Annotated in this window: 14 protein-coding genes; 6 read left to right on the top strand and 8 right to left on the bottom strand. The window is 70.9% G+C overall.

Features of this window, described 5'->3' with window-relative positions; genetic code table 11:
- Nucleotides 1–81: 81 nt before the first annotated feature.
- The gene (locus Aco04nite_RS22915; RefSeq protein ID WP_212999297.1) at nucleotides 82–1,242 is read left to right on the top strand and encodes a GGDEF domain-containing protein; all 1,161 of its coding nucleotides are present in this window, start codon (nucleotides 82–84) and stop codon (nucleotides 1,240–1,242) included.
- Here Aco04nite_RS22915 and Aco04nite_RS22910 read toward each other — a convergent pair.
- The 5 genes from Aco04nite_RS22910 to Aco04nite_RS22890 form a co-directional block, all read right to left on the bottom strand.
- Nucleotides 1,211–8,233 carry a hypothetical protein gene (locus tag Aco04nite_RS22910; RefSeq protein ID WP_212999296.1) on the bottom strand — a complete coding sequence of 2,341 codons (7,023 nt, stop codon included), beginning with the start codon at nucleotides 8,231–8,233 and terminating at the stop codon, nucleotides 1,211–1,213. The genes Aco04nite_RS22915 and Aco04nite_RS22910 overlap by 32 nt on opposite strands.
- 1,803 nt (nucleotides 8,234–10,036) lie before the next feature.
- Nucleotides 10,037–10,468, bottom strand: a complete 432-nt coding sequence (locus Aco04nite_RS22905; protein WP_244876215.1) for a hypothetical protein — start codon at nucleotides 10,466–10,468, stop codon at nucleotides 10,037–10,039.
- Nucleotides 10,469–10,779: 311 nt separating this feature from the next.
- Complete coding sequence (locus tag Aco04nite_RS22900; protein WP_244876214.1) at nucleotides 10,780–11,703, bottom strand: pirin family protein; 924 nt, start codon at nucleotides 11,701–11,703, stop codon at nucleotides 10,780–10,782.
- 9 nt (nucleotides 11,704–11,712) lie between these two features.
- The gene (locus Aco04nite_RS22895) at nucleotides 11,713–12,999 is read right to left on the bottom strand and encodes an acyltransferase family protein (protein ID WP_212999294.1); all 1,287 of its coding nucleotides are present in this window, start codon (nucleotides 12,997–12,999) and stop codon (nucleotides 11,713–11,715) included.
- Nucleotides 13,000–13,056: 57 nt separating this feature from the next.
- Nucleotides 13,057–13,572, bottom strand: a complete 516-nt coding sequence (locus tag Aco04nite_RS22890) for a GNAT family N-acetyltransferase (RefSeq protein WP_212999293.1) — start codon at nucleotides 13,570–13,572, stop codon at nucleotides 13,057–13,059.
- Between the two features lie 52 nt (nucleotides 13,573–13,624).
- Between Aco04nite_RS22890 and Aco04nite_RS22885 the strand changes: the two genes are divergently transcribed.
- Nucleotides 13,625–14,794, top strand: coding sequence for a cytochrome P450 (locus Aco04nite_RS22885; RefSeq protein ID WP_212999292.1), 1,170 nt, complete (start codon nucleotides 13,625–13,627; stop codon nucleotides 14,792–14,794).
- Nucleotides 14,795–14,798: 4 nt separating this feature from the next.
- Here Aco04nite_RS22885 and Aco04nite_RS22880 read toward each other — a convergent pair whose 3' ends face one another.
- From Aco04nite_RS22880 to Aco04nite_RS22870, 3 genes are all read right to left on the bottom strand, one after another.
- The gene (locus Aco04nite_RS22880) at nucleotides 14,799–15,872 is read right to left on the bottom strand and encodes a glycoside hydrolase family 43 protein (protein ID WP_212999291.1); all 1,074 of its coding nucleotides are present in this window, start codon (nucleotides 15,870–15,872) and stop codon (nucleotides 14,799–14,801) included.
- 401 nt (nucleotides 15,873–16,273) lie between these two features.
- Nucleotides 16,274–16,684, bottom strand: a complete 411-nt coding sequence (locus Aco04nite_RS22875) for a pyridoxamine 5'-phosphate oxidase family protein (RefSeq protein ID WP_212999290.1) — start codon at nucleotides 16,682–16,684, stop codon at nucleotides 16,274–16,276.
- Complete coding sequence (locus tag Aco04nite_RS22870; protein WP_212999289.1) at nucleotides 16,681–18,108, bottom strand: DUF2252 domain-containing protein; 1,428 nt, start codon at nucleotides 18,106–18,108, stop codon at nucleotides 16,681–16,683. Before Aco04nite_RS22870 ends, Aco04nite_RS22875 begins: the two co-directional genes overlap by 4 nt.
- Before the next feature lie 191 nt (nucleotides 18,109–18,299).
- Here Aco04nite_RS22870 and Aco04nite_RS22865 point away from each other — a divergent pair, with 191 nt between their 5' ends.
- From Aco04nite_RS22865 to chvE, 4 genes are all read left to right on the top strand, one after another.
- Nucleotides 18,300–19,322 carry a LacI family DNA-binding transcriptional regulator gene (locus Aco04nite_RS22865; protein WP_244876213.1) on the top strand — a complete coding sequence of 341 codons (1,023 nt, stop codon included), beginning with the start codon at nucleotides 18,300–18,302 and terminating at the stop codon, nucleotides 19,320–19,322.
- Nucleotides 19,323–19,503: 181 nt separating this feature from the next.
- Nucleotides 19,504–19,686, top strand: coding sequence for a hypothetical protein (locus Aco04nite_RS22860; RefSeq protein ID WP_212999288.1), 183 nt, complete (start codon nucleotides 19,504–19,506; stop codon nucleotides 19,684–19,686).
- Nucleotides 19,683–21,170, top strand: coding sequence for an L-arabinose isomerase (araA, locus tag Aco04nite_RS22855; RefSeq protein WP_212999287.1), 1,488 nt, complete (start codon nucleotides 19,683–19,685; stop codon nucleotides 21,168–21,170). The genes Aco04nite_RS22860 and araA overlap by 4 nt, the downstream gene beginning before the upstream one ends.
- A 130-nt stretch (nucleotides 21,171–21,300) precedes the next feature.
- A complete protein-coding gene (chvE, locus tag Aco04nite_RS22850) occupies nucleotides 21,301–22,428 on the top strand; it encodes a multiple monosaccharide ABC transporter substrate-binding protein (protein WP_280519369.1) in 1,128 nt (375 codons plus the stop codon).
- Nucleotides 22,429–22,432: the final 4 nt, after the last annotated feature.

The raw sequence follows: 22,432 nt of genomic DNA, 5'->3' as shown, positions 1-22,432 counted from the left end.
GGTGGGCTCGGTGTGGCGTGGGTCGGTGATCGGGACGGGGCTGAATCCTCACGTCGGGGGCGTACCCGCCGATCTACGGGTGTGTTGCTCAGGGGGGATCGCAGGCTGCGCGACCTGCACGGCGCGTCGCGTGCGGTCGCGTACCTCACCCTGGCCGGGGCGCCCTATGTGGCCGTGACGAGCGGTCTTTCGGACATCGGCCTCGCCGCCAAGAGCGGCATCGGCCTGATCGCGCTGCTCATGGCGGCGACCGGCTTGCTCTGCTGGCGCCGGCCCGAGATCCTGCCGAACTTTTTCTGGTACGCCGCTCCGGCCATCGCCGCCGCTCTGATCTCAGCCCTCAATCTGGGTACGCGGGACGCCAGCACCGGCTCGCAGCTCTTCTACCTGTGGCCCGTGCTCTACGCGGCGAACTTTCTCGGCCGTAGAGCCATCTACGCGATCCTCGCGCTCGTGTACGCGGGGGACGCCGTGGTCGTCTTCGCCGTGCTCGGTGCGGGTAAGGGGTTGTCGGACTGGATCGCCATGTTCCTGGCCATGACGATGACCGTGATCGTGGTCAGCGGCCTGCGTGCCCGTGCGGACCGGCTGCGTGCGGTCCTCGAGGCGCAGGCCAACGCGGACGCGCTGACCGGCCTGGCGAACCGGCGCTCGTACACCGAATCGCTGGAGGCCGCGGGCGCCTGGGCCGGGCTCAACCGGGGCGGTCTGGCGCTGATCAGCGTCGATCTCGACCACTTCAAGGCCATCAACGACACGTACGGTCACTCTGAGGGGGACCGCGCACTCCAAGTGGTCGCCGATGCGATGCGTACGGTGACCGGGGACTCCGGCATCGCCGCGCGGCTCGGCGGCGACGAGTTCGTCCTGCTCCTGCGCGCCGATCGTCCCACGGCTGTCCGGGCCGCGGAGTCCCTGATCGCCGCGGTGTCCGCGACGACCGTGCTGCCGGGCGGCCCACCCAGTCTGAGCATCGGCATCGCGACGCTCCCGGACGATGTGGGCACCATCGACGACCTGGTCGCGGCCTCCGACGCCGCGCTGTACGACGCGAAGAGCTCCGGCCGGGGGAGGATCGCCCTCGCCACGCCGTCGGGCCGCGCCCGGGCTGCGGAGACCGGGCCGGACGAGGAGCCGCGAGTGGGACGGCACGCCGCACCGGCCGAGCCGCCGCGCGGCGGAAGGCACAACGTGGACCGCGTACCCCAGGTCAGGCAGTTTGTTCCGGATCAGCGGCCTTGACCAGCCCGGCGATCTCCCGCCGGAGCCGGGGATAGGGCCCCCACCCGTCCCGCAGCACATGGATGTAGATCGCCTCGAGCGCCACATCGATGCGCTGGATCAGCTCCTGATCCTCCGGCAGCCCCAGCCGTACCGACCGGGTGAAATGATCGAGGGCCTCCATGTGCCGCCCCTGATCGAAAGCACTCCGCCCGGCGTTCTCGTGCACGACGCTGCGCAGCAGGTCGGGCGCCCCGGAACTTGCGGCCTGCTCGAACAGCCGGTCGGCCTCCTGATAGTCGCCCCGCAACCGCAGCACATGAGCCAGCTCGGCCTGCGCGATCACGGTCGCCTGGACATCCCCGGCCGACTCGGCATGAGCCAGCGCCAACCGGCTCGCCGCCGCCGCCATCCCGAGCTCATCCAGCAACCGGTAGACCTCGGCCCGTACGCTCAGCAACCCGGCCCGCGCGACATTGTCCTGCTCCTCGGCCAACGGCCCGTCCAGCCGCTCCCCGAGCTCCTTCAACGCCTCGCGATCGTCAACGATCTCCTTCAGCGTCGCCCCGTCCAGCCGCCACCGGATCGCCGCCAGGTCTTCCGGCCCGAGCGGCTTCTGCTCTTTTTTCTCCGGTACGCGAGCCGCGCGCATCACCAGCGGGGCGAGCGGCTTCACGCCCGGCCGCTCAGGCGCCACGGCCCCGGCAGCGGCAACCAGGCCGTTCATCAAACTGGTGATGTCCAGATCGATGACGACACTGCGACTGTCCGTCTCGGACGGCTCGGTGAGGGTGGCGTGCTCGGCGGTGGGGCGGTTGAAGCTTGTCGCCTCGGGGGTGGTCGCTTCTCGGGTGGTCGCTTCGGGAGTGGTCGCCTTGGGGGTGGTCGCTTCGGGGGTGCTCGGCTGCGGGTCGGTGGGCGTTTCCGGGCGCGGGGGTTCGGGTGTTGCCGGCGTTGCTGATGCCGGTTCTGCCGACGGCGGTTCGGTTGCCTGTGTTTTGGCTACTCGCGGTTCTGCTGCTTGCGGCTGCGCTGGTGCTGGCTTGGTGGCTGCTGGTTCCGGGGCTGCCGCCGGTTCTGGGGCTTTCGGGTTTTCCTCGACCTGGTTATTTGCAGCCGGTGGCAGATCCGCCTGAGCCAGACTTGCTGGGGTAGCCGGGTCAGTCGCCCGGTCAGCTGACGGGGCGGCAGGCTCGGCTACCCGGTCAGCTGCCGGCTCACTTGCCCGCTCAGATACGGGGTCGGCCGGCTCAACCGTCCGATCAGCTGCTGTGGTGGCTTGGTCATCTGCGCGGTCGGCTGCTGTGGTGGCTTGGTCGACTGCCCGGTCGGCGGCGGGGGCGGACGGCTCGCTTGCCGGGGCGGGCCGGTTCGCGGGCGGCGTACCCTCCGGGTTGGTGTTTGTGTCGTTGCTGTTCTGATTCTTGGGCCCGAACCAGGTAGGCCCAAGCTCGGAATCCGCGTACTTCGGCGGCGCAGTCGGCCCGGACGTCAGCAACCGCCCGATAGGCAGCGCATTAGCCGCGGGATTCGGCCCCGGACGCTCCTGCTGAGGAACAGCCGAAACCGGCAGCGAACTCGACGGCAGCGCACCGTTGCGCTGCATCTCCCTGTTCGCCGCCGCCTGACGAGCGGACTCAGCCCGCCGTGCTTCAGCCCGCGCAGCCGCTTCCGCCTGCTGTGCTACCTGGGCCTGGCGCGCGGCTTCTTCGGCTCGGCGGGCCTGTTCCGCTTGCCGGGCTTCTTGCGCCTGGCGGGCTGCTGCTTGCCGTGCTGCCTCGGCTTGCTGCGCGGATTCCGCCTCGCGGGCCAGCTCCGCCTGCCGCGTTGCTTCTGCCCGGCGTGCGTCTTCTGCTTGGCGTGCTTGGTCGGCTTGGCGTGCTTGTTCGGCCTGGCGTGCATGGTCGGCTTGACGCGCGGCTTGGCGTGCGACTTCGGCTTGGCGTTCTGTCTCGGCCTGGCGTGCGGCTTCAGCTTGGCGTTCTGCTTCGGCATGACGCGCGGCTTGGCGTGCGACTTCGGCCTGGCGTTCTGCTTCGGCTTGGCGTGCGACTTCGGCCTGGCGTTCTGCTTCGGCCTGGCGGGCGGCCTGCTCGGCCTGGCGGGTGGCCTCGGCCTGGCGGGCGGCCTGCTCGGCCTGGCGGGTGGCTTCGGCCTGGCGGGCGGCTTCTTCGGCTTTGCGTGCCGCGTCGGCGTGGCGGGCGGCTTCTTCGGCGTGGCGGGCGGCTTCGGCAAGGCGGGTGGCTGCTTGGCGTTCGGCTTCGGCCTGGCGGGCTGCTTCCGCTTCGCGATCGACCTGTGCGCGGTAGGCGGCTTCGGCGGCGTGACGCGCGGTCTCCTCGGCGTGCCGGGCGTGTTCGGCCCGTTGCACTGCCTCCTCCGCCTGGCGTACCGCTTCGGCTTGGCGGGCGGCCTCCTGCGCTTCGGCCGCGCGACGGGTCGCTTCGGCTTCGGCCTGGCGTGCCGCCTCTTCCGCCTGCCGGGCCACCTCGGCCTGGCGTGCTGCTTCGGCCTGCCGTTCGGCTGCTGCCCGGCGTGCCGCGGCTGCCTGGCGGGCGGCTTCTTCGGCTTGACGGGCGGCTTCGGCCTGGCGTGTCGCTTCGGCCTGGCGCGCTGCCCCCGTCGCCTGCCGCGATGCTTCCGCCTGCCGCGTCGTCTCGGCCTGGCGGGAGGCCTCGGCCTGGCGGGAGGCCTCGGCCTGGCGTGAAGCCTCGGCCTGGCGTGAAACTTCGGCCTGGCGGGCGGCGTCGTCCTGCGGCCGCGGGGGTGCCGGCACCGGGACGACACTCGCCCGGGCCATCGCGACGGTCGGGCCTTCGCCGGCCTGGGTGCCCCTCGGGGTCTGGCCGGCGCCCGGCGTACGCCCGGCGATGGGCACCTCGCCCATGGAACGGTCCGTGATCGGGCCACCGCTGACCGGGCCACCGTTGACCGGGCCACCGCTGACCGGGTAGTCCGGTGCTCCACCGCTGGCCGGACGATCCGCGCCCGGCGCACCGCTGACCGGCGGGAATCCGGGTGCGCTACTGGTCGGCGGGAAGTTGGGTGCGCTACTGGCAGGCGTGACACCGGGGGTGCTGCTGACGGGCGGGAAGCCGGGGGTGCTGCTGACGGGCGGGAATCCGGGGGTGCTGCTGACGGGGCGGTGGGAGCCGGGTGCGCCGCTGACGGGGGCGATGCGGGACGGCGGGCGCTGCGAGCGCGGTACGGCGGACGGTTCGCCCGTAGAGAGGATCATCGCCGTGCGGGGGCCGCCGACGATCGGGCGTTCGGAGGTGGTGCCTTCCTGGGGGCCCGGGTCGTGCTGGCCCTGGCCGTGCTGGTGCTGGGGGAGTTGGCCCCGCTGGGGGGAGGTTTCCTGATCGGCCCAGGGGGTGAAGGCGGCCGGAGTCTGGGGTACGTCGTACTGCGGGCGCTGATCCGTGGGGCGTTGCGGGGGTGCAGCGGCAGCGGGACGGCGAATCGGCGTGGGAGTCGACGGCGGCATGGGCTGCGGCGCGGCGCCGGAGTGCGGCGCTGCGTTGGATTGCGGCGCGGGGGTGGGCAGGATCGGCGGTGTCCCGGCCGACGGGCCCGACGGCGCGGGCGAGACCGGTGGCGCCGGCTGTCCGGACGGCGGGGTCCGGCGGAGCTGGTCGGGCTCCTGCCCATATTGATCGGGCTGCTGCGTGTACTGGTCGGGCTGTTCGTGCTGGCCGGGCTGCCCGAAGTGGTCTGCCTGACGGAAGTCACGCTCGGGCTGACGGAGGTCATCTGTGGGTGCGTAGGCGGCGGCCGCGGAGATCGGTGCCCGGAACGGCTCGGGGGTGGGAGCGTTCGCGTAGCCGGACTGGGTGGACTGGTTCTGCGCCGGGATGCCGTGGCGGCCGGGGTCGGTGGCCGGGCGGTTGCGGACGGTGCCTGTGGCGGGGCTGACCGGGGTTTCGGCTGCGGGGCTGACCGGGGCGTCGGGGGCGTGACTTCCGGGGGCCGGCTGGGGCGGTGCCGGGCGGTCGGCGGGGGGCTGGGGGACCTGGGCTGTGCCGCGGCCGGGGCGCTGGGCGTGGTCGTGGCCCGGGGGGATGATCGGGCCGTCCGAGGTGATGTAGCCGACTCGGGACGGGCGGGACGGCGGGGTGCTGTTGTCGTAGGCGGCCGGGCTGTCCTGCGTACCCGTGGCATTGGTGGAGGCTGCGGGAGAGATCGGCCGGGAGTGATCGGCCTGGTCGGGGGTTGCCGGGCGGGACGGGGTGGCTGTCGGCGGTGCGGCGACCACCCGGGGCATGGTCGGCGGGTCCGCCTTGATGACGCGTGGGGTCGCCGGCGGTGCCGCCTTCTTGATGACCTTGGGCGCGACAGGCGGGGTCGCCCGGCTGAGAATGCGCGGGCTGTCGTCCTGCTGCTCCTGCTGGCCGGCCCGCTCGCCCTGCTGCGTGGTCGCCGCAGCCGCAGGTGAATCAGCCTGCGGCCGGTAAGGAGCGTGGTCATCCTCCCAGCTGTCGGTACGCGACTCAGCGCCGGCAGGATCGTACAAGTCGGACCGGTACGTGGCGGACTGGCGCTCGTCGTCCTGCCCGAACTCGGCGGGCCGGCGGTCCTTGTCCTGCCCGAACGGCGCCGGCCGGCGGTCCTTGTCCCGCTCGAACGGGGTGGGCCGGCGCTCGTCGTTTCGATCGAACGCGGCCGGGCGCTGCTCGTCGCCACGCAGGAACGCTGCGGGGTCGGCGGACCGTTGGCGGTTGTCGCGGTTGGATGCTGCGGGGTCGGTGGTGTCGAGGGGGGCGGCCGAGTCGTACTTGTCGGGGTGGAATGCGGCGGGCTGCCACTCGTTTCCCTGATCAAATGCGGGCTGCTGGAATGCTGCGGGCCGGCCCTGGAAGGGTTGGCTTTCGGCGCTCTGCCCCTCTTCGTAACCTTGACCCTCGTCGTGGGCCCGGCCCTCGTCGTAGGTCTGGCCTGCGTCATAGGTCTGACCCGCGCCGTATGCCTGGCTCGGGGCATAGGCCTGCCCTGCGTCAAATGCCTGGCCCGCGTCGTAGGCCTGGCCCGCGTCGTACGTCTGGCCCGCGTCGTACGTCTGGCCCGCGTCGTAGGTCTGGCCTGCGCCGTAGGTCTGGCCTGCGTCATAGGTCTGACCCGCGTCGTAAGGCTGACCCGCGTCGTAGGGCTGGGCGTCCTCGTAGGGCTGGGCGCCCTCGTAGGGCTGCCGACCGTCGTAAGGCTGGCCGTCGTAGGAGAGTTGACCGGCATGGGAGGGCTGGCCGTCGTGGGGGAGCGGGGACTCGTAGGACTGCGGGGCTTCGTAAGAGGGTTGAGCTTCGTAGGCCTGGGGCTCGGGCGGTGCAGCGAACGGGCGGCGGAACGGCGTGCGGCTGCCCGGTTCGTCGCGGAGTGCGGCTGGGTTCTCGGCGTTGCGGCGCTGCTCCTCCGCGGCTTGCTTCTGTGCGGCGGTCTCGCGGTCTTCCTTCTTGCGGAAGCGCAGGCGGGAGGGCTTCTTTTCCTTCGGCGCCTTGTCCTGGCCGGGTGATTTCGGAGCCGGAGCCGGGGCCGGGGCTTGAGCCGAAATCGGAGCCGGGGGAGGCGTCGGCGGCACAACCTCGCGCCGTACCGATGGCACTTCGGGCCGGTCGGAGGGACGGTTCGCGGACCAGTCCGTCTGACGCTCGGCTGCCCAGTCGGAAGTCTGCTCCGCAGGCCAGCCGGACGTACGTTCCGCGGGCTGGTCCCCGAGCCATTCGGCGGGACGGTCCGACGGCCGGTCCACGGGCCAGCCGGAGGCGCGGTCGGCCGGACGTGCCACAGCGCCGTCCGCCACCCGGGCGGCTGGACGGTCCGCGGGGCGAGCGCCGGGACGCGTATCGGGCTGCTCGGAAGGACGGGCAGCAGGGCGATCCGCGGGCCGGGCGCCCGGACGTACGTCGGGCTGCTCGGAAGGACGGGCAGCGGGCCGGGCGCCGGGACGCACGTCGGGCTGGTCGGAAGAACGGGTGGCAGGCCGATCCGCGGGGCGGACGCCGGGACGCAGATCGGGCTGCTCGGTTGTGCGGGCGGCGGGCCGATCCGCGGGGCGGACGCCGGGGCGCATGTCGGGACGGTCCGTGGGCTGGGCGCCCGGACGGACGTCGGGGCGCTCGGAAGGGCGGCTGGCCGGACGGGTCTCGGGGCGATCGGAGGGGCGCGCCGGTGTGACCTTCGCGCGACCGGCAACGGCCGGGGGCTCGGGGTCCGGCTTGCGGCGGTTGCGGCGGGGGCGTTCTTCCTCTTCGTCGGCGGGGTCGCCGTCCCAGAAGGACGAGGTCTCGATGCGGCGGGCGCGCTGGACCGACGTGTACTTGCGCTGGGCTTCCCAGTCGTCGGCGTCGAATTCGCGGTCGTCGTACTCGAGTTCGTCGAAGTCGAGGGCTCGGTTCTGGACGCCGTCGGGGCCGAACTCGATCGGGGCGGCGTCGAGGTCGGCTGCTTCGAAGCCGGGGTCGTCCAGCCAGCTGGGGCGGTCGCCGTCGAAGGCCTGCTTGATCTGCTCGTCGCGGCCCGCTGAGCGGGGGTGGCCGTTCTGCCTGCGCTGCCTGCGCTCGGCCAGCTCGTCGACGGTCTGGTCCGACTCGTCGGGCATGCGGGGCGCGGCCGAGACCGGTGTCCTGGGCGGGGACGACACGGGCGTCCTGGGTGGAGGCGCCGCCGACGTGCGCGGCGGGGGCGTTACGGGAGTGCGGGCCGCCGGGGCCGACGCTGTGCGTGGCTGGGGTGGCGCGGGCATGCGCGGCTGCGGGGTCGCTTGCGCGCGCGAGGACGGCGCTCCGGGCGTACGGGAAATGCGGGGGGAAGCGTCGAAATCGTCTTCCGCGAGGTATTGGGTCCGGGCCGAGGGTTTGCGATTCTGCGCCGGCCGGCGGGTGTCGGGTCCCCATCGGGAAAGAACAGCAGCGTCCGCGTACGGATCACGCGCCGTAGCGGTCGCGTCAGGGAACGGTACGGCGCGCTTCTTGTCGTCGTCGTACTCGTCTTCCCAGTATTCGTCGTCCTCGTAGCTCATCGGGCCGCCCCGTCACGAGGACACGATGCCGGACACGCCGAGCCGTCCCGCTGCCGCATCCGTGCCCCCGTCCTCGCTGCCACGCCCGCCCGCCCGCGCGTCCGGAATCCCCTCCGCGCAGCAGGCTTGGAAGGTTAACCATGGATTTGCGTACGGCGCCACCACCCGCGGAGCCACGTCACCCACCCCCGAGGACCCGGGCCGCCCCCGGCATCACAGCCCGCCGGGCATGGTCCGTCGACGCACAGTACGGACGCGGAAGCCCAGCGGTTCATTTCCTGCGGCGCAGCGACCTGCGGATCAAGCACAATCCACGGAGAGTGACGGGGGAGTCCGAGCCGTGCAGCCATTCCATGAACGCTCCCTAATGTTTCCGCTCCATGGATCCCCCAATAATTTAAGCCATTCTTAACCCCACCCCTCAAATCTCACAGGTACGCCAATACGCCCGCCAATGCTACGGACACGTACGGTGACCGTGTCGAGAGACACGTCGCGCCCCCACGGATCATGGTGCCCCGGGATGTCACGGTTGCTGAGACGCCCCACACCGCCCCGCAGTCCCCGCTCCGTAAGGCCCCAGCTCAGCCCCGCGCGACCCTGCCGCGCCTAGATCCACCAAGTGACAGAAACACGACACCTACCGAAAGGAGCGCAATATGTCCCCTATGACCCCCAGCTCTGTCCACGCCGCACTCAGGTCAACCCTGCGCCGCCTGGACTCCTGGACCCTCTCCACCCTCAACGCCCCGAACCTGGCCCGCACCACCCGCAACCGCTGATTCGGACCTCGCTCTGATATCCGCTCTCCGCCGGAGGCTCCTGGGCAGGGTGGCCGCTTTCGGCTGGCGGGCGCTTTGCCTGCCGACACGCTCTCAGCGGACCCCACTGCCCCGGTAACCAGGCCCAGCGTCTGAGTGACTGGCTCAGCGATTGAGCGCCGGCCCTGCGTCTGGGTGGCTGGCTCAGCGGTTAAGCACCGGCCCTGCGCCCGAGTGACTGGCTCAACGGTTGAGAGCCGGCTCAGTAACAGGGTGGTGGCTCAGTGGCAGGGCGCCAGCTCAGTGGCAGGGCGGCAGCGCAGCGGTTGGGCAGCGGTTGGGCGCCAACCCAGCGGTAGGGCGCCAGCACGGTGGTTGACGACAAGGCCGGCGGTTGAGTAGTGGGCCAGCGTTCCAGCGACAGGCCAGTGGGCGAGGGGGTAAGCCGAGCGCTTAAGCGTCAAGCCGGTGGTCGAGAAGCTGGCTCAGCGCTTCGTCGATCGACTCCAGCTCGGAGAGACCGCATCTTGATGCCGCCTCGCGGCAAGACCGACTGGTCGCACAGGCGATACCCAAGACCTCTCCGGCAGGCGCAAACAGCCCCCCGTTCTGCGCCGCCGGGGAATGAGAAACGGCGGCGGGTGCACCCGCCGCCGTTTCGCCCCTCCCAGCCCGCCCGAGGAAGGTTTGCCGTCGACCCGTCGACCCGTCGACCCGTCGACCCGTCGACCCCGGACCGATCAATCGTCTGTCCGACCGCCCGTTTCTGCCCGGCCACACTCGGCGACCCGGCACCTGGCCAGCCGTTTGCCCGACCGCCTGTCATAGCCGGGCCACACCCAGCGACCCGAGCCCTGGCCATCCGCCCGGCGCCTGGCCATCCGTCCAGCAACCCCAGCAACCCCAGCAACCCCAACGACCTGGCGACCCGGCGACCCGGCACCGGCCCGGCCACCCGGCCGCCCGTTTTGGCCCGGCCGTATCTGTCTGCTCGGCCACCCGAGCAATCGTCTGCCGGCTGGCCGTCGCAGGGTGGTCAGGGTCAGAGGCGTCCGTGTTGGGTGAAGTGTCCTAATGAACTGGGCAGCACCATGCCCGCGTCGGCGAGGGAGTGCAGGAGGGCGATCAGTTCGGCGCGGGTGAGGTTGCCAGGTGGTGGGGGTTCCTGGTGGGCTACGCCCAGGGCGCGGGCTGCTTCGGTTGCGCGGACTGCGATTGCTGCTTCGACGGACCAGAGCCGGTGGGCGCACATGGCCATGTGTGCCGAGCGGGTCAAGTCGTCGTGGAGGCGCAACAGTCGCCGCAGGTCGGTGGCCAGTCGTTCGATCGGCGGCCCGATTGGTTGTGGTTGCTGGGGTGCCTTCTCGGCCCACACCCGGCTCAACACCGCAAAGACTTTGGGCGCGTAGACGACAGTCGCCCCGATCAGCGTGGGCGCCGCAGTGATGAGTGCCAGTTTCCCAACGTCAACCATGCTCACGCCGCGCTCCTTCAGCCCGCGCGAATCCCAAGTCCGACCCAGCTCCGAGCCCCGCCCGAATGCCAAGCCCAGCGCCGGCCAAGCCCAGCGCCGGGCCAAGCCCAGCGCCGGGCCAAGCCCAGCGCGGGCCAAGCCGAACACCCCGGCCAATCCCAACGTCCGGGCCAAGCCCGAACGCATAGCCGCACCAGGCCGAGCCGTGCCCAACCTCCGAGCCGTGCCCACCGCCCGCCCGTTCGGAGCCGTCTCTTATCGACGATGCGCTGCTCAGCTCCCCGCGTCAACCCAATCCGCGCACCGCGAGCTCACCGCACCCGCCCCCGGGCAACCAGCGTCGTGATCGGCATGGGCGGCGCCGGGATGCGCGGCCCGTCGTACCCCAGGACCTCGCCGAACGGTCCCGCCCCGGCGTTGTGCTCGGCGGCGTTCCAGGCCTCGCGGGCGGCCACGACCTCCTCGGATGTTCTGGCGACGAAGTTCCACCACATGACGAGCTTTTCCTCGAACGGTTCCCCGCCGAGCAGGAGCACCCGCGTCGGCGGGCCCGCGCTCAGGTCCAGCGTTGAATGGCCTGCTCCGACGTAGAGCAGCGGGCCCGGTTTGAGCGCGGTGCCGGCGGTGGTGGTCTCGCCGTCGAGCGTCAGGATGGCGTACTCGAAGGTGGGGTTGACGGGGATCGAGGTGGTGGTGCCGGCGGTGAGGGTGATTTCCGCGGCCATCAGCGGGGTGTGGCAGCGGGCCGGGGAGGTCGCGCCGGCGAGAGTTCCCATCAGGACCGTGGCGGTCAGGCCACCTTCGCGGATGACGGGGAGATCTGCGTGGTGGGCGAAGGCCGGGGGCATGTGACGGTCGGGGTCGGGCAGGGCGACCCAGAGTTGTACGCCCTGGAGCACCGGGCCGTGCTCAGCCGGGGTCTCCTCGGAGTGCGAGATGCCGCTGCCCGCCGTCATGATGTTGAGCTGGCCGGGGCGGATCTCCTGGCGGTTGCCGAGGCTGTCGCGGTGCAGCACCTCGCCGCTGAGCAGCCACGTCACCGTCTGCAGGCCGATGTGCGGGTGGGGGCCGACGCGCATGCCCGGTGACCCGGCGAGGTCGTGCGGACCGTACGCGTCGAGGAAGCACCAGGCGCCGACCATGCGTCTGTGCCTGCTGGGGAGCGTACGGACAACGCTCATGCCTCGTGGGCCGCCCAGCGCGACCGGCGCACCCTCCAAAAGCTCGACTGACATACCGGAACGCTACCGCCGGGGTACGACAATCCGCGCGCGGACCAGCCCGGCCCCCACAGCGATCATGGCCAGGGTGAGCGGCGCGGTGACCTCGATGCCTAGCAGTGCGGCCTTGTGGCCGGTCAGCAGCCCGCCCAGCCCGACCGCCGAGAGTCCGATGATGCCGAGAGTGCACAACGTGACGCCGATCGCTGCGGGTGCTGCCGACCCGCCCGGTCGCGGGATCGTGGTGTCGAAGCGGCGGAAGACGAGGACGAAGGCCGAGGTCAGGGCCGCTGCGGCCGCGAGCCAGACCGGGCGGGTGAGCCACCAGGCCGGTGTTCCCGGCGTGCCGCCGATGCCGGTGGGGAGGATCGTGAGGAGGACGAAGACCGCGCTCAGGTGCCAGAGGAAGGCGGTCATCGCCAGCCCGTTCGCCGCGATGACGGCCTGCCAGACCCGGGCTCGTTCCAGCCATCTCGTCGCGGGCGCACGGAGCAGCATGGCGACGCCGATCAGCCATATCGAGTGGGCGGCGAGCGCTGTCGAAGGCGGGGACATGTTCGACATCCGGCTTCCCGGGAGTCCGACCATGGATACGGGATACGGGCCGAAAGTCGTCAGGAGGAGCACGGTTCCCATGCCGAGGACGGCCAGGGCCGGGCCGTGCCGCTGCAGGGTCCTGTCCGCATAGAAGAAACCCAGCTGGTGCACCCCGCCCCAGACCAGGAGGAGGTTGAGTACGGCCGGCTGGGAGTGCCCGTGGAAACGCAGCAGGTCCACGACACCGGCCGCGGCGAGCATCGCGATCGGGACAGCCACACCGTAACGCCGGTGCAGCCGCAGCATCACCGGCGCCAGCGCGACGAGTCCGAGATAGACACCCAGGAACCACAACGGCTGCACCACCGTACGCAGCCCGAGCCGCACCATGCCCCGATCCTGCCCCGCCAGCCCCGCGGCCACGGCCAGCAGCACCCACACGGCCAGGAAGACCGCCGCGGGACGCAGCAACCGGCTCACGCGTGCCCGCACGAAGTCGGCGTACCCGCCGCCGCGGCGCTCCAGCGACCCGAGCGCCCGGGCATGACCGAACCCGCCGACCAGGAAGAAGAGTGGCATCACCTGGAACAGCCAGGTCAGCGGCTGGAGCACGGGCACGACGGCGAGAACGTTGGTGATGCCCTCGCCGTCCTCGTCCGGGACGGCCATGAGCCAGTGACCGCAGATGACGATTCCGAGGGAGGCGACCCGGAGCAGGTCCGCGTAGCGGTCCCGGGTGACCGGGGTGCGCGCGGCGAGCGTGGCAGACGTCATGCCTCAACACCCTGCCAACGGCGCGACCCGAGCGGATGAGCCCGCATACCCAAACCGTCAGCGGCAATCACGCATGTGCACGTGACTCCCGTCGGGCAGCGTGTGGTGCAGCCGGAACGAGGCCTTTCCGGCGACCCGGCACGAGGCCTCGTTGGCCGCCTCGTGGATCAGTTCGAGGTGGCGGAGACCGCCGGTGCTGAGGGCCCAGGTCGAGAGGCCTTCCAGCGCCCGGGGAGCGACCCCGCGGCCCCGGGCGTGGGCGGCCGTCCAATAGGTGAGGCCGGCGGCGGAGCCCTGCGGATCGGGTCTCTTCAACGCCAGGTAGCCCGCCACCCCGGGGAGGTCGTCCTCGAGAACCGCGAAGCTGAGCCGCTTCCCGGTCCGCCAGCCACGATCCTGGATGTCCAGCCACCACTTCGCGCCCTCGGTGTCCTCGACGTGGAGGCTCGTCCAGCGGCGCAGGGTGGGGTCCCGATAGATCTCCACCAGCGCCTCGACGTCCCCGGCGTTCCAGGGGCGGAGGGTGAGCGCGCCCGCGGTGGGCGTCGCGTCGACCCGAAGGGTGACGGTCATCGACCTCATCTCATCACGCGGCGACCGGCCCGGCAGGGGTTACCGTTCCGGGATGGAGGTCGAGTTCGACGATCCCGGGTTCGTGCGCGATCCGTACCCGGGGCTGGATGTGCTGCGGCGGCGAGGCCCGGTCAGCTGGCACGAGCCGACCGGGATGTGGGTGGCCGCGAGTCATGCCGCCGCCGGCGCGGTGCTGCGGGACCGGCGGCTGGGGCGGTTCTGGCGGGACCGGGAGCCGGCCGCGGTCTGGGAGCCGTTCAACCTGCTGCACCGGCACCAGATGATGGAGAACGAGCCGCCGGTGCACACCCGGCTGCGGTCGCTGGTGGCCCAGGCTTTCGGGCGCGGACATGTCGAGCGGTTGCGGCCGGCCGTCGCCGCCGAGGCCGCGGCGCTGGTCCGGGCGGCCGGGACCGAGTTCGATCTGCTCGCCGAGGTCGCCGAGCCGCTCGCGGTGACGGTCATCGCGGAGCTGCTGGGGGTTCCGGCCGCCGACCGGCATCTGCTCCGGCCGTGGTCGGCCGCGATCGTGCGGATGTACGAGGTGTCGCGTACGCCGGAGCAGGAGACCGCCGCGCTGAGGGCGTGCCGGGAGTTCGCGGCGTACCTGGCTGATCTGGCGGCGAAACGGCGGGCCGAGCCGCGTGACGACCTGATCAGTCACCTGGTCGCGGTCCGGGACGGCAGCGACCGGCTCAGCGGGGAGGAGCTCGTCGCCTCGGCGATCCTGCTGCTCAACGCCGGGCACGAGGCCTCGGTCAACGCCCTCGGCGGCGGGATGGTGGCGCTGCTGCGGCATCCCGGTCAGCTGGCCCGGCTGCGGGCCGACCGGACGCTGACCGGGACCGCGGGCGAGGAGATGATCCGGTACGACCCGCCGCTGCACATGTTCGTCCGGACGGCCGCCGCCCCCGTCGAGATCGCCGGCGTCACGATCCCGGCGGGCGGCCAGGTCGCCGCGCTCCTCGGGGCCGCGAACCGCGACCCCGGGGTTTTCACCGAGCCGGACGGGTTCGACGTGGGCCGCGACCCCAACCCGCATCTGGGCTTCGGGGCGGGCCTGCACTTCTGCCTCGGAGCCCCGCTCGCCCGCATCGAGCTCCAGGCGGGCCTGACCGCCCTGCTCGACCACGCCCCGGCCCTGGCGCTCGCCGCGGAGCCGGTGCACCGCCCGACGTTCGTGCTGCGGGCCTACACGGAGATCCGCCTGACCACCCGGTGAGCGGTCACTCGAAGAACTTGAGGCTCCAGCCGGTGTCCGTGGGCGAGCCCGGCACGTTGGCCCGGCTGTAGGTGATGGCGCCCCACCACATGAACGTCCCGGTGTACCAGGAGCGGTTGGCCCACGAGTACGGCGTGCCCTTCGGGACGGCGTGGAACATCAGCGGGAAGCGGGAACCGGCCGGCGGGCTCGTGTTGATGTCGCCGTTGAGCAGGACGAACGTGTGGTGCCCGGGGCCGTTGACGTTGAGGGTCGGGTCCCAGCCGGTCATCATGGTCGCCCGGTTCGAGCCGAAGAGGCAGCCGTTCGACTTGTACCAGTCCCAGACGTACATGGGGTCGCCGCCGGCACGCAACCGCAGGTCGGCGATGCAGTACTGGTCGCTCCAGCTGCCGTTGGCCGAATAGGTGACGTGGAGCTGGCCGCTGGGGTCCCTGATCGCTTCGGGGCCCTCGTTGATGAAGGGGTTCCCCACGACTCTCTCCCAGCTCTCGCGGGGCTGGGAGATGATCGCCCGGGCTCCCGTCGCCGCCGTCGGGCTCGTCATCCTGGCGATGTAGAGGTTCTGCTCCACATTGGTGGTGCCCGCCCAGCCGGACCAGACAAAGTAGCGCTGGCCGTTGAAGACGAACATGGTGCCGTCGATGGCCCAGCGGTCGTCCGGGAGGTTGAGCTTGGTCGCCGCGCCGTAACCGCTGTCCGCCGCCGCCGAGCTGATCACGTACATGCGGTGGGCGGCGCCGGTGCCCATGGTGAAGTAGATGTAGAAACGGCCGCCGTCGACGTGGATCTCGGGGGCCCAGACCTCGCCGAGGCCCTGGTTGTCGGTGAAGACCTGGCGCACGGTGGCGGCGGCGAGGGCATCGGGGGAGGCGGCCTGACGTACCCCGATGCCGCCGTTGATCGACTGGACCGAGATGTAGGTGCCGCCGACGCGGAGCACGCTGGGGTCGGCGGCGCGGATGGCGGTCTGGGCGGCGTCCGCACCGGTCGCGGACGTCACGGTCTGCACGGCGAGGCCGAGCACGCCCGCGAGCAGCAGGGCGGAGAGGCCGGCGAACCGGCGGGAGATCGTCATGGTCACATCCACGGTCGGCCGCCGGTTTCGACGCCTGCCGGGTGGGGGCCCGCAGGGGATGGCGTCCGGGCAGAGGAGCCGCGAGGCGGGCACGTGGGGGAGCACCCCTGACCTTCGCGAACCGCGAACGGGCCGCAACCCGAGCATCGATCCGCAGGTGAGCGATGTCAATGCATCGAGATATATCCAGCTCTGAACTTTCTTTAAGCCTCGTCCGGCTCGCTCTGCGTGATCTTGTCGCGGCGTCGGCGACGGGCGATCCGGTGCCCGAGGTCCGTTCTCGCGCCGGCCACCGCAAGCCGGAGGATCATGTGACTCCTTACGATGGGGGTGGGCCGGCCGGGGGTAGTTGCGGTACCCCCGGCCGGTTCCCGCCCGGGGCAGGCAGCCGCCTGTGTCTCCTACCGCGGAGCGCCGAGGGTCGCTGAGCCGATCACCTTGGTGATCGAGACCTCGATGACGACGCGTTGCGGGTTGGGGCGGGGGGTGCGGTAGCGCTCGGCGTAGCGTTTCTCGCCCTCCGCCACCGACTCCGGGTCGTCGCGGATCACCGCACTGCCCTCGATCGTGGCCCAGCGGGCGCCGTCGACCTGGCAGATCGCGACCCGCTCGGCGCCGGCCAGCACGTGCCGGACGTGGACGGCGGTGCGTGACGATATGACCCGCAGCAGGCCCGCCTCGCGGTCGACCGTTGTGCCGACCGGCACCACGTGCGGCGACCCGTCGGCACGCAGCGTGGTCAGCGTGCACAGGTGCCGCTCGGTCCAGAAGTCCACCACCGCCGGCGCGTTCAGATCCAGCCGCCCGCTCACGCCGTCACCATGGGCAGGACGCCCGTCCGGACGGCGTCGACCAGGCGGGCGTGGTCGGATTCGACCTGGTCCGCATAGGCGCGGGCGAATCTGCTCAGCATGTCGTCCAACTTGTCGCTGCCTCCGATGTAGCCGGCGATCATCGACGCGCCGCTGGTGCGGGCGTGACTCTTGGCGAGCAGGTAGCCGCAGATGCCGGCGTAGTCCTCCAGGGCCGAGGCGTTGATGTCCTCGATGACGATCGCGCCCTTCATGTCCCGGAACTGCCGCACGTAGAACTGCAGGTCACCGACGGTTGTCCAGCCGAGCAGCGGATCACTGACCGTCTGCAGCGCCTGCTGGTACTCCACGACGCGCTGGCCCTGGTGGCGGTGCCAGGCGGCCTCGCCGTGCTGATGCTTGGCGACGACCGAGCGACGGGCCTGCTTGAGCTGCAGGAAGACCACGTCGTCGGGGCTGCTTCCTTCACACAGCGCAACGTACGCCCGCAGCCCGACCGACCCGACCCCGACCACCTTGTGCGCGATGTCCACGATGCGATAGCCCGCGAGAATGCGCGCCCAGTGCGGGGGAAGCGTGTTGAGGTAGCCGTCGAGGGCCTCCGCCAGCAGGTCGAGGTCCTCGTCGGTGGGGCGGGTGATCAGCGGCGGCTCCTGCACCAGACGGGCCGTGCCGTCACGCTGCTCGGTGAACCGGGGCAGCGCCCGGTCGCTGGTGCGACGGCGGGCGCGGCGGGCCGCCCGTTCGATCTCCTCCTTGAAGCTCTGCTTGCTGGCGGCCTTGCGCATGTCGTCGACGTCGATCGTCTCGAAGGAGCGGGCCAGCAGCGGCATCGCGGCGAGGTGCCCGATCTGCTCGCGGTATTCCTGCACGCAGTGGCGCACGGCGTCCGCGCAGTCGTGCTCGCGGAACCCGTTCTGTCGGCCGGCGACGTACACGCTGGTCACGAGCCTGCGCAGATCCCACTCCCAGGCACCGGGGTGGGCCTCGTCGAAGTCGTTGAGGTCGAAGACGAGCTCGCGCTCGGGGGAGGCGTAGAAGCCGAAGTTGCCCAGGTGCGCGTCGCCGCAGATGACCGGGGTGATGCCGGTGTGCGGGAGCGTGGCAAAATCGTCGGCCATGATGTTCGCCGAGCCGCGCAGGAACGCGTACGGGCTGGCGACCATCCGCCCGACCCGCACCGGGATCAGCCAGTCGAGCCGCCCCTCGTGCGCGTCGGTGAGCTGGTCGATCGGGTCGGCGCGACCGGGCGCGGGGCGCCACTGACCGAGATCCGAGCGCGGCGCACGGTCGCGCAGGGAGCGGCCGAGCTCGTATCGCTCCTTGCGCGGGCGGGCCGGACGGCGGAGCGAGGAGAAACCGTCATCGCGGCCGGTGCCGAGCACGACATGGCCGGAGGCGGGCGGGAGCGGGATGGCGTCCATCACCGCCGAGCGTACGCATCCGGTGGCAACTCAGCGCGACAGGGCGTTGACGCGGAGCTTGTTATCGCTAACAATGCATCCGGGTTCCGAATCGTGGGACACACAACGTGTCCCCGGGATGTCCCTTTTTGAGCGCTACGATGCGGCGACCGCGGTTCGTCACGCGGTCACGACCGGGACGAGGTGCGGCGATGGATCTGCGAGCAGTGCGCAGCCCCGCGATGACCGATGTCGCCAAACTGGCAGGCGTCTCCCATCAGACTGTCTCCCGCGTGCTCAACGATCATCCCAATGTGCGTGAGCAGACCCGCCTGCGGGTCCGTGCGGCGATCGCCGAGCTCGGCTACCGCCCCAACAGCGCGGCCCGGGCCCTGGTCACCGGCCGTTCCCAGCTCATCGGCATCGTCGCGCAGAACAGCACGCTTTACGGCCCGGCATCTCTGCTGGCGGCGTTCGAGCAGGCCGCGGCCGAGGCGGGCTTCGCCGTCAGCGTGGGCAGCGTGGGCCGGATGGACCGCGAGTCCATCGCCGGTGCCGTCGAGCGCCACCTCGATCAGCGGGTCGCGGGGCTCGTGGTCATCGCCCCGGTGGCCTCGGCCGACGACGCCCTGGACGACATGCCGGACGACGTCCCGCTGGTCACGATCGACGGGGACCCGGCCCGCTCGCGCGCCCTGGTCACGGTCGACCAGGCGGCCGGCGCCCGGCAGGCGACCGAGCTGCTGCTCGCCGCCGGGCACCGCACGGTCTGGCACGTCTCGGGCCCACCCGACTGGTACGACGCGGCCGGGCGCGCCGACGGCTGGCGTTCCGCGCTCGAAGCCGCCGGGGCCGAGGTCCCGCCGGTGGTCGCGGGGGAGTGGTCGGCAGCCTCCGGGTACGCCGCCGGTCGGATGCTGGCCCGGATGCCCGAGGTCACCGCTGTCTTCACCGCCAACGACCACCAGGCGCTGGGCCTGCTCCGGGCGCTGAGCGAGCACGGCCGCCGGGTGCCCGACGACGTCAGCGTCATCGGCTTCGACGACGTCCCCGAGGCGGAGTTCTTCATCCCGCCCCTGACCACGGTCCGCCAGGCCTTCGACGCCGTCGCGCAGGCCGGCCTGGAGCTCCTGCTCGCCCAGATCTCGGACGAGGCACCCCCGGCCGAACAGATCGTCATCGCACCCACCCTGGTCGCCCGGTCCAGCGTGGGACCGCCCCCGCACCGCGTCTGAGCAGCCCGGGAAAGGCCTGAGACCGGCGTCGCAGCGCCTGTGAGCGGCATCATTTCGCCAACATTGCAGCGTTGTTGCTGACGAACTGTTGACACGAGTTTTGTTAGCGCTCACACTCGATCCACGCCGCCCGGTGTGTGTCCTGTGACACCCCGGTCCCCCTTCGCGGAGGTACTGCACGATGTCCGTCGCACCGTCCGGGTCCCCGGTGATCCGCCGATCCCCCGGTGGTGCCGACCGGCTCGATGACCGGCGGCATGACTTTTTCGGCCGCGGCGAGCACCGGATCATGCGCACACTGAACACGATCCAGCCGCCGTACGCCCGCACCAGGAACGTCTATGGACAGGAGCCCGCGAAGTGAAGCCCCAGATCTGGTTCCTGACCGGTAGCCAGCACCTCTACGGCCCGGAGACCCTCGACCAGGTGGCCTCCCAGTCGCAGCAGATCCAGCAGCTGCTGATCGACGGTGGCATCGGCGCCGAGCTGATCGGCAAGCCGGTGCTCACCGACAGCACGGCTATCCGCCAGGTGATGATCGAGGCCAACGCCGACCCGTCGGTCATCGGCGTCATCGCCTGGATGCACACGTTCTCCCCGGCCAAGATGTGGATCACCGGGCTGGACGCGCTGCGCAAGCCGCTGCTGCACCTGCACACGCAGCTCAACCAGGCGCTGCCGTGGTCGTCCATCGACATGGACTTCATGAACCTGAACCAGGCCGCGCACGGCGACCGCGAGTTCGGTTACATCCAGACCCGCCTCGGGGTCGCCCGCAAGACCGTGGCGGGGCACGCCTCGGACCCGGCGCTGGTCGCCCGGATCGAGGGCTGGTCCCGCGCCGCCGCCGGCGTCGCCCACCTGCGTGGCCTCAAGCTCGCCCGCTTCGGCGACAACATGCGCGGCGTCGCGGTCACCGAGGGTGACAAGGTCGAGGCCGAGCTGAAATTCGGCGTCTCGGTCAACACGTACGGCGTGAACGACCTGGTCGAGGTCGTCGACGCCGTCGACGAGAAGGCGATCGACGAGCTCGTCGCCCAGTACGCCGACGACTACGTGCTCGTCCCCGAGCTGGCCAAGGACGGTGCCCGGCACGACTCGCTGCGCTACGCCGCGCGGATCGAGGCCGGTCTGCGCCAGTTCCTGACCGAGGGCGGCTTCGGCGCGTTCACCACGAACTTCGAGGACCTCGGCGGGCTCCGGCAGCTTCCCGGCCTGGCCGTGCAGCGGCTGATGGCCGACGGCTACGGCTTCGGCGGCGAGGGTGACTGGAAGACCTCCGCGCTGCTCGCGGCCGTGAAGGCCATGGGTACGGGCACCGGTCGCGGCACCTCGTTCATGGAGGACTACACCTACCACTTCGGCCCGGGCGAGCAGAAGATCCTCGGCGCGCACATGCTCGAGGTGTGCCCGAGCATCGCCGATGCGAAGCCGTCCTGCGAGATCCACCCGCTGGGCATCGGCGGCCGCGAGGACCCGGTCCGGCTGGTGTTCGACGCGAAGGCCGGCGACGCCGTGGTGATCGGCATCGCGGACATGGGTGACCGGTTCCGTCTGGTCGCCAACACCGTCGAGGTCACCGCCCCGGACGAGCCGCTACCGGCGCTGCCGGTGGCCCGCGCCGTCTGGAAGCCGGCCCCGTCGCTCTCCACCTCCGCCGAGTCCTGGCTGACCGCGGGCGGCCCGCACCACACCGTGCTGACCCAGGCGGTCGGCGTGGAGCCGCTGCGGGACTTCGCCACCATGCTGCACACCGAGCTGCTCGTGATCGACGAGCACACCACGACCCATGACTTCGCCGACCGGGTCCGCTGGAACCAGGCGTATTACCGCCAGTACGCAAGATAGGTAAGTAAGTAACGCCCTGCTAACAACAGTGTCGAGAAGTGTTCACTTCTGATCGGACGTGCGTGATAGTCATCTCACTTGTGCGTGCGTGCCGATCGCAAGAGTCCTTAAAGTCCTTCAGGGAGAAACAATGAAGTTCACCCGGCTCGCGTCGGTGGCCATGGCCACCACGCTGGCGGCGGCCATGGCCGCCTGCGGTTCCAGCGAGAAGTCCGTCGACCAGAGCAGTGGCGCCACCGACAACAAGGGCGCCCTGATCGGTGTGACGATGCCGACCCGATCCTCCGAGCGGTGGATCAGTGACGGCGACAACGTCAAGAAGCAGCTCGAGGCGCTCGGTTACAAGGTCGACCTCCAGTACGCCGAGGACGACATCCCGACCCAGACGCAGCAGCTCGACAACCAGATCACCAAGGGCGCCAAGCTGCTGATCATCGCGTCGATCGACGGCACGGCGATCACCACGCAGCTGGAGAACGCGAAGGCCGCGAACATCCCGGTCATCGCGTACGACCGCCTGATCCGCAACAGCCCGAACGTGGACTACTACGCCACGTTCGACAACAACAAGGTCGGCGTCCAGCAGGCCACCTCGCTGCTGACCGGTCTCAAGGTCCTCAACGCGGACGGCTCCGAGGGCACCGCCAAGGGCCCGTTCAACGTCGAGCTCTTCGCCGGTTCGCCCGACGACAACAACGCGACGTTCTTCTTCAACGGCGCGATGAGCGTGCTCAAGCCGTACATCGACAAGGGCACCATCGTCGTCAAGAGCGGCCAGAAGGACTTCAAGCAGGCCGCCACGCTGCGCTGGCAGCCGAAGGTCGCGCAGGACCGCATGGAGAACCTGCTGACCTCGACGTACCGCAGCGGCGCGAAGGTCTCCGGCGTGCTGTCGCCCTACGACGGTCTCTCGATCGGTATCCTCTCCGCGCTGAAGAGCAACGGTTACGGCACCGCCGCGCAGCCGTTCCCGATCGTCACCGGTCAGGACGCCGAGGCTGCCTCGGTGAAGTCGATCATCAAGGGTGAGCAGTACAGCACCATCTACAAGGACACCCGCGCGCTGGCCAAGACCACGGTCGAGATGGCCGACGCGGTCCTGCAGGGCAAGACGCCGACCACCAACAACACCACCGACTACAACAACGGTGTCAAGGTCGTCCCGGCGCAGCTGCTCGACTCGGTCATCGTCGACAAGTCGAACTACAAGGCTCAGCTCATCGACACCGGCTACTACACCGAGGCCGACCTGAAGTGACCGA

This window comes from Winogradskya consettensis (assembly GCF_018332715.1).
Lineage (GTDB): Bacteria > Actinomycetota > Actinomycetes > Mycobacteriales > Micromonosporaceae > Actinoplanes > Actinoplanes consettensis.
The sequence above is the reverse complement of the archived record's forward strand: the minus strand, read 5'-3'. Positions and strand labels throughout refer to the sequence as shown.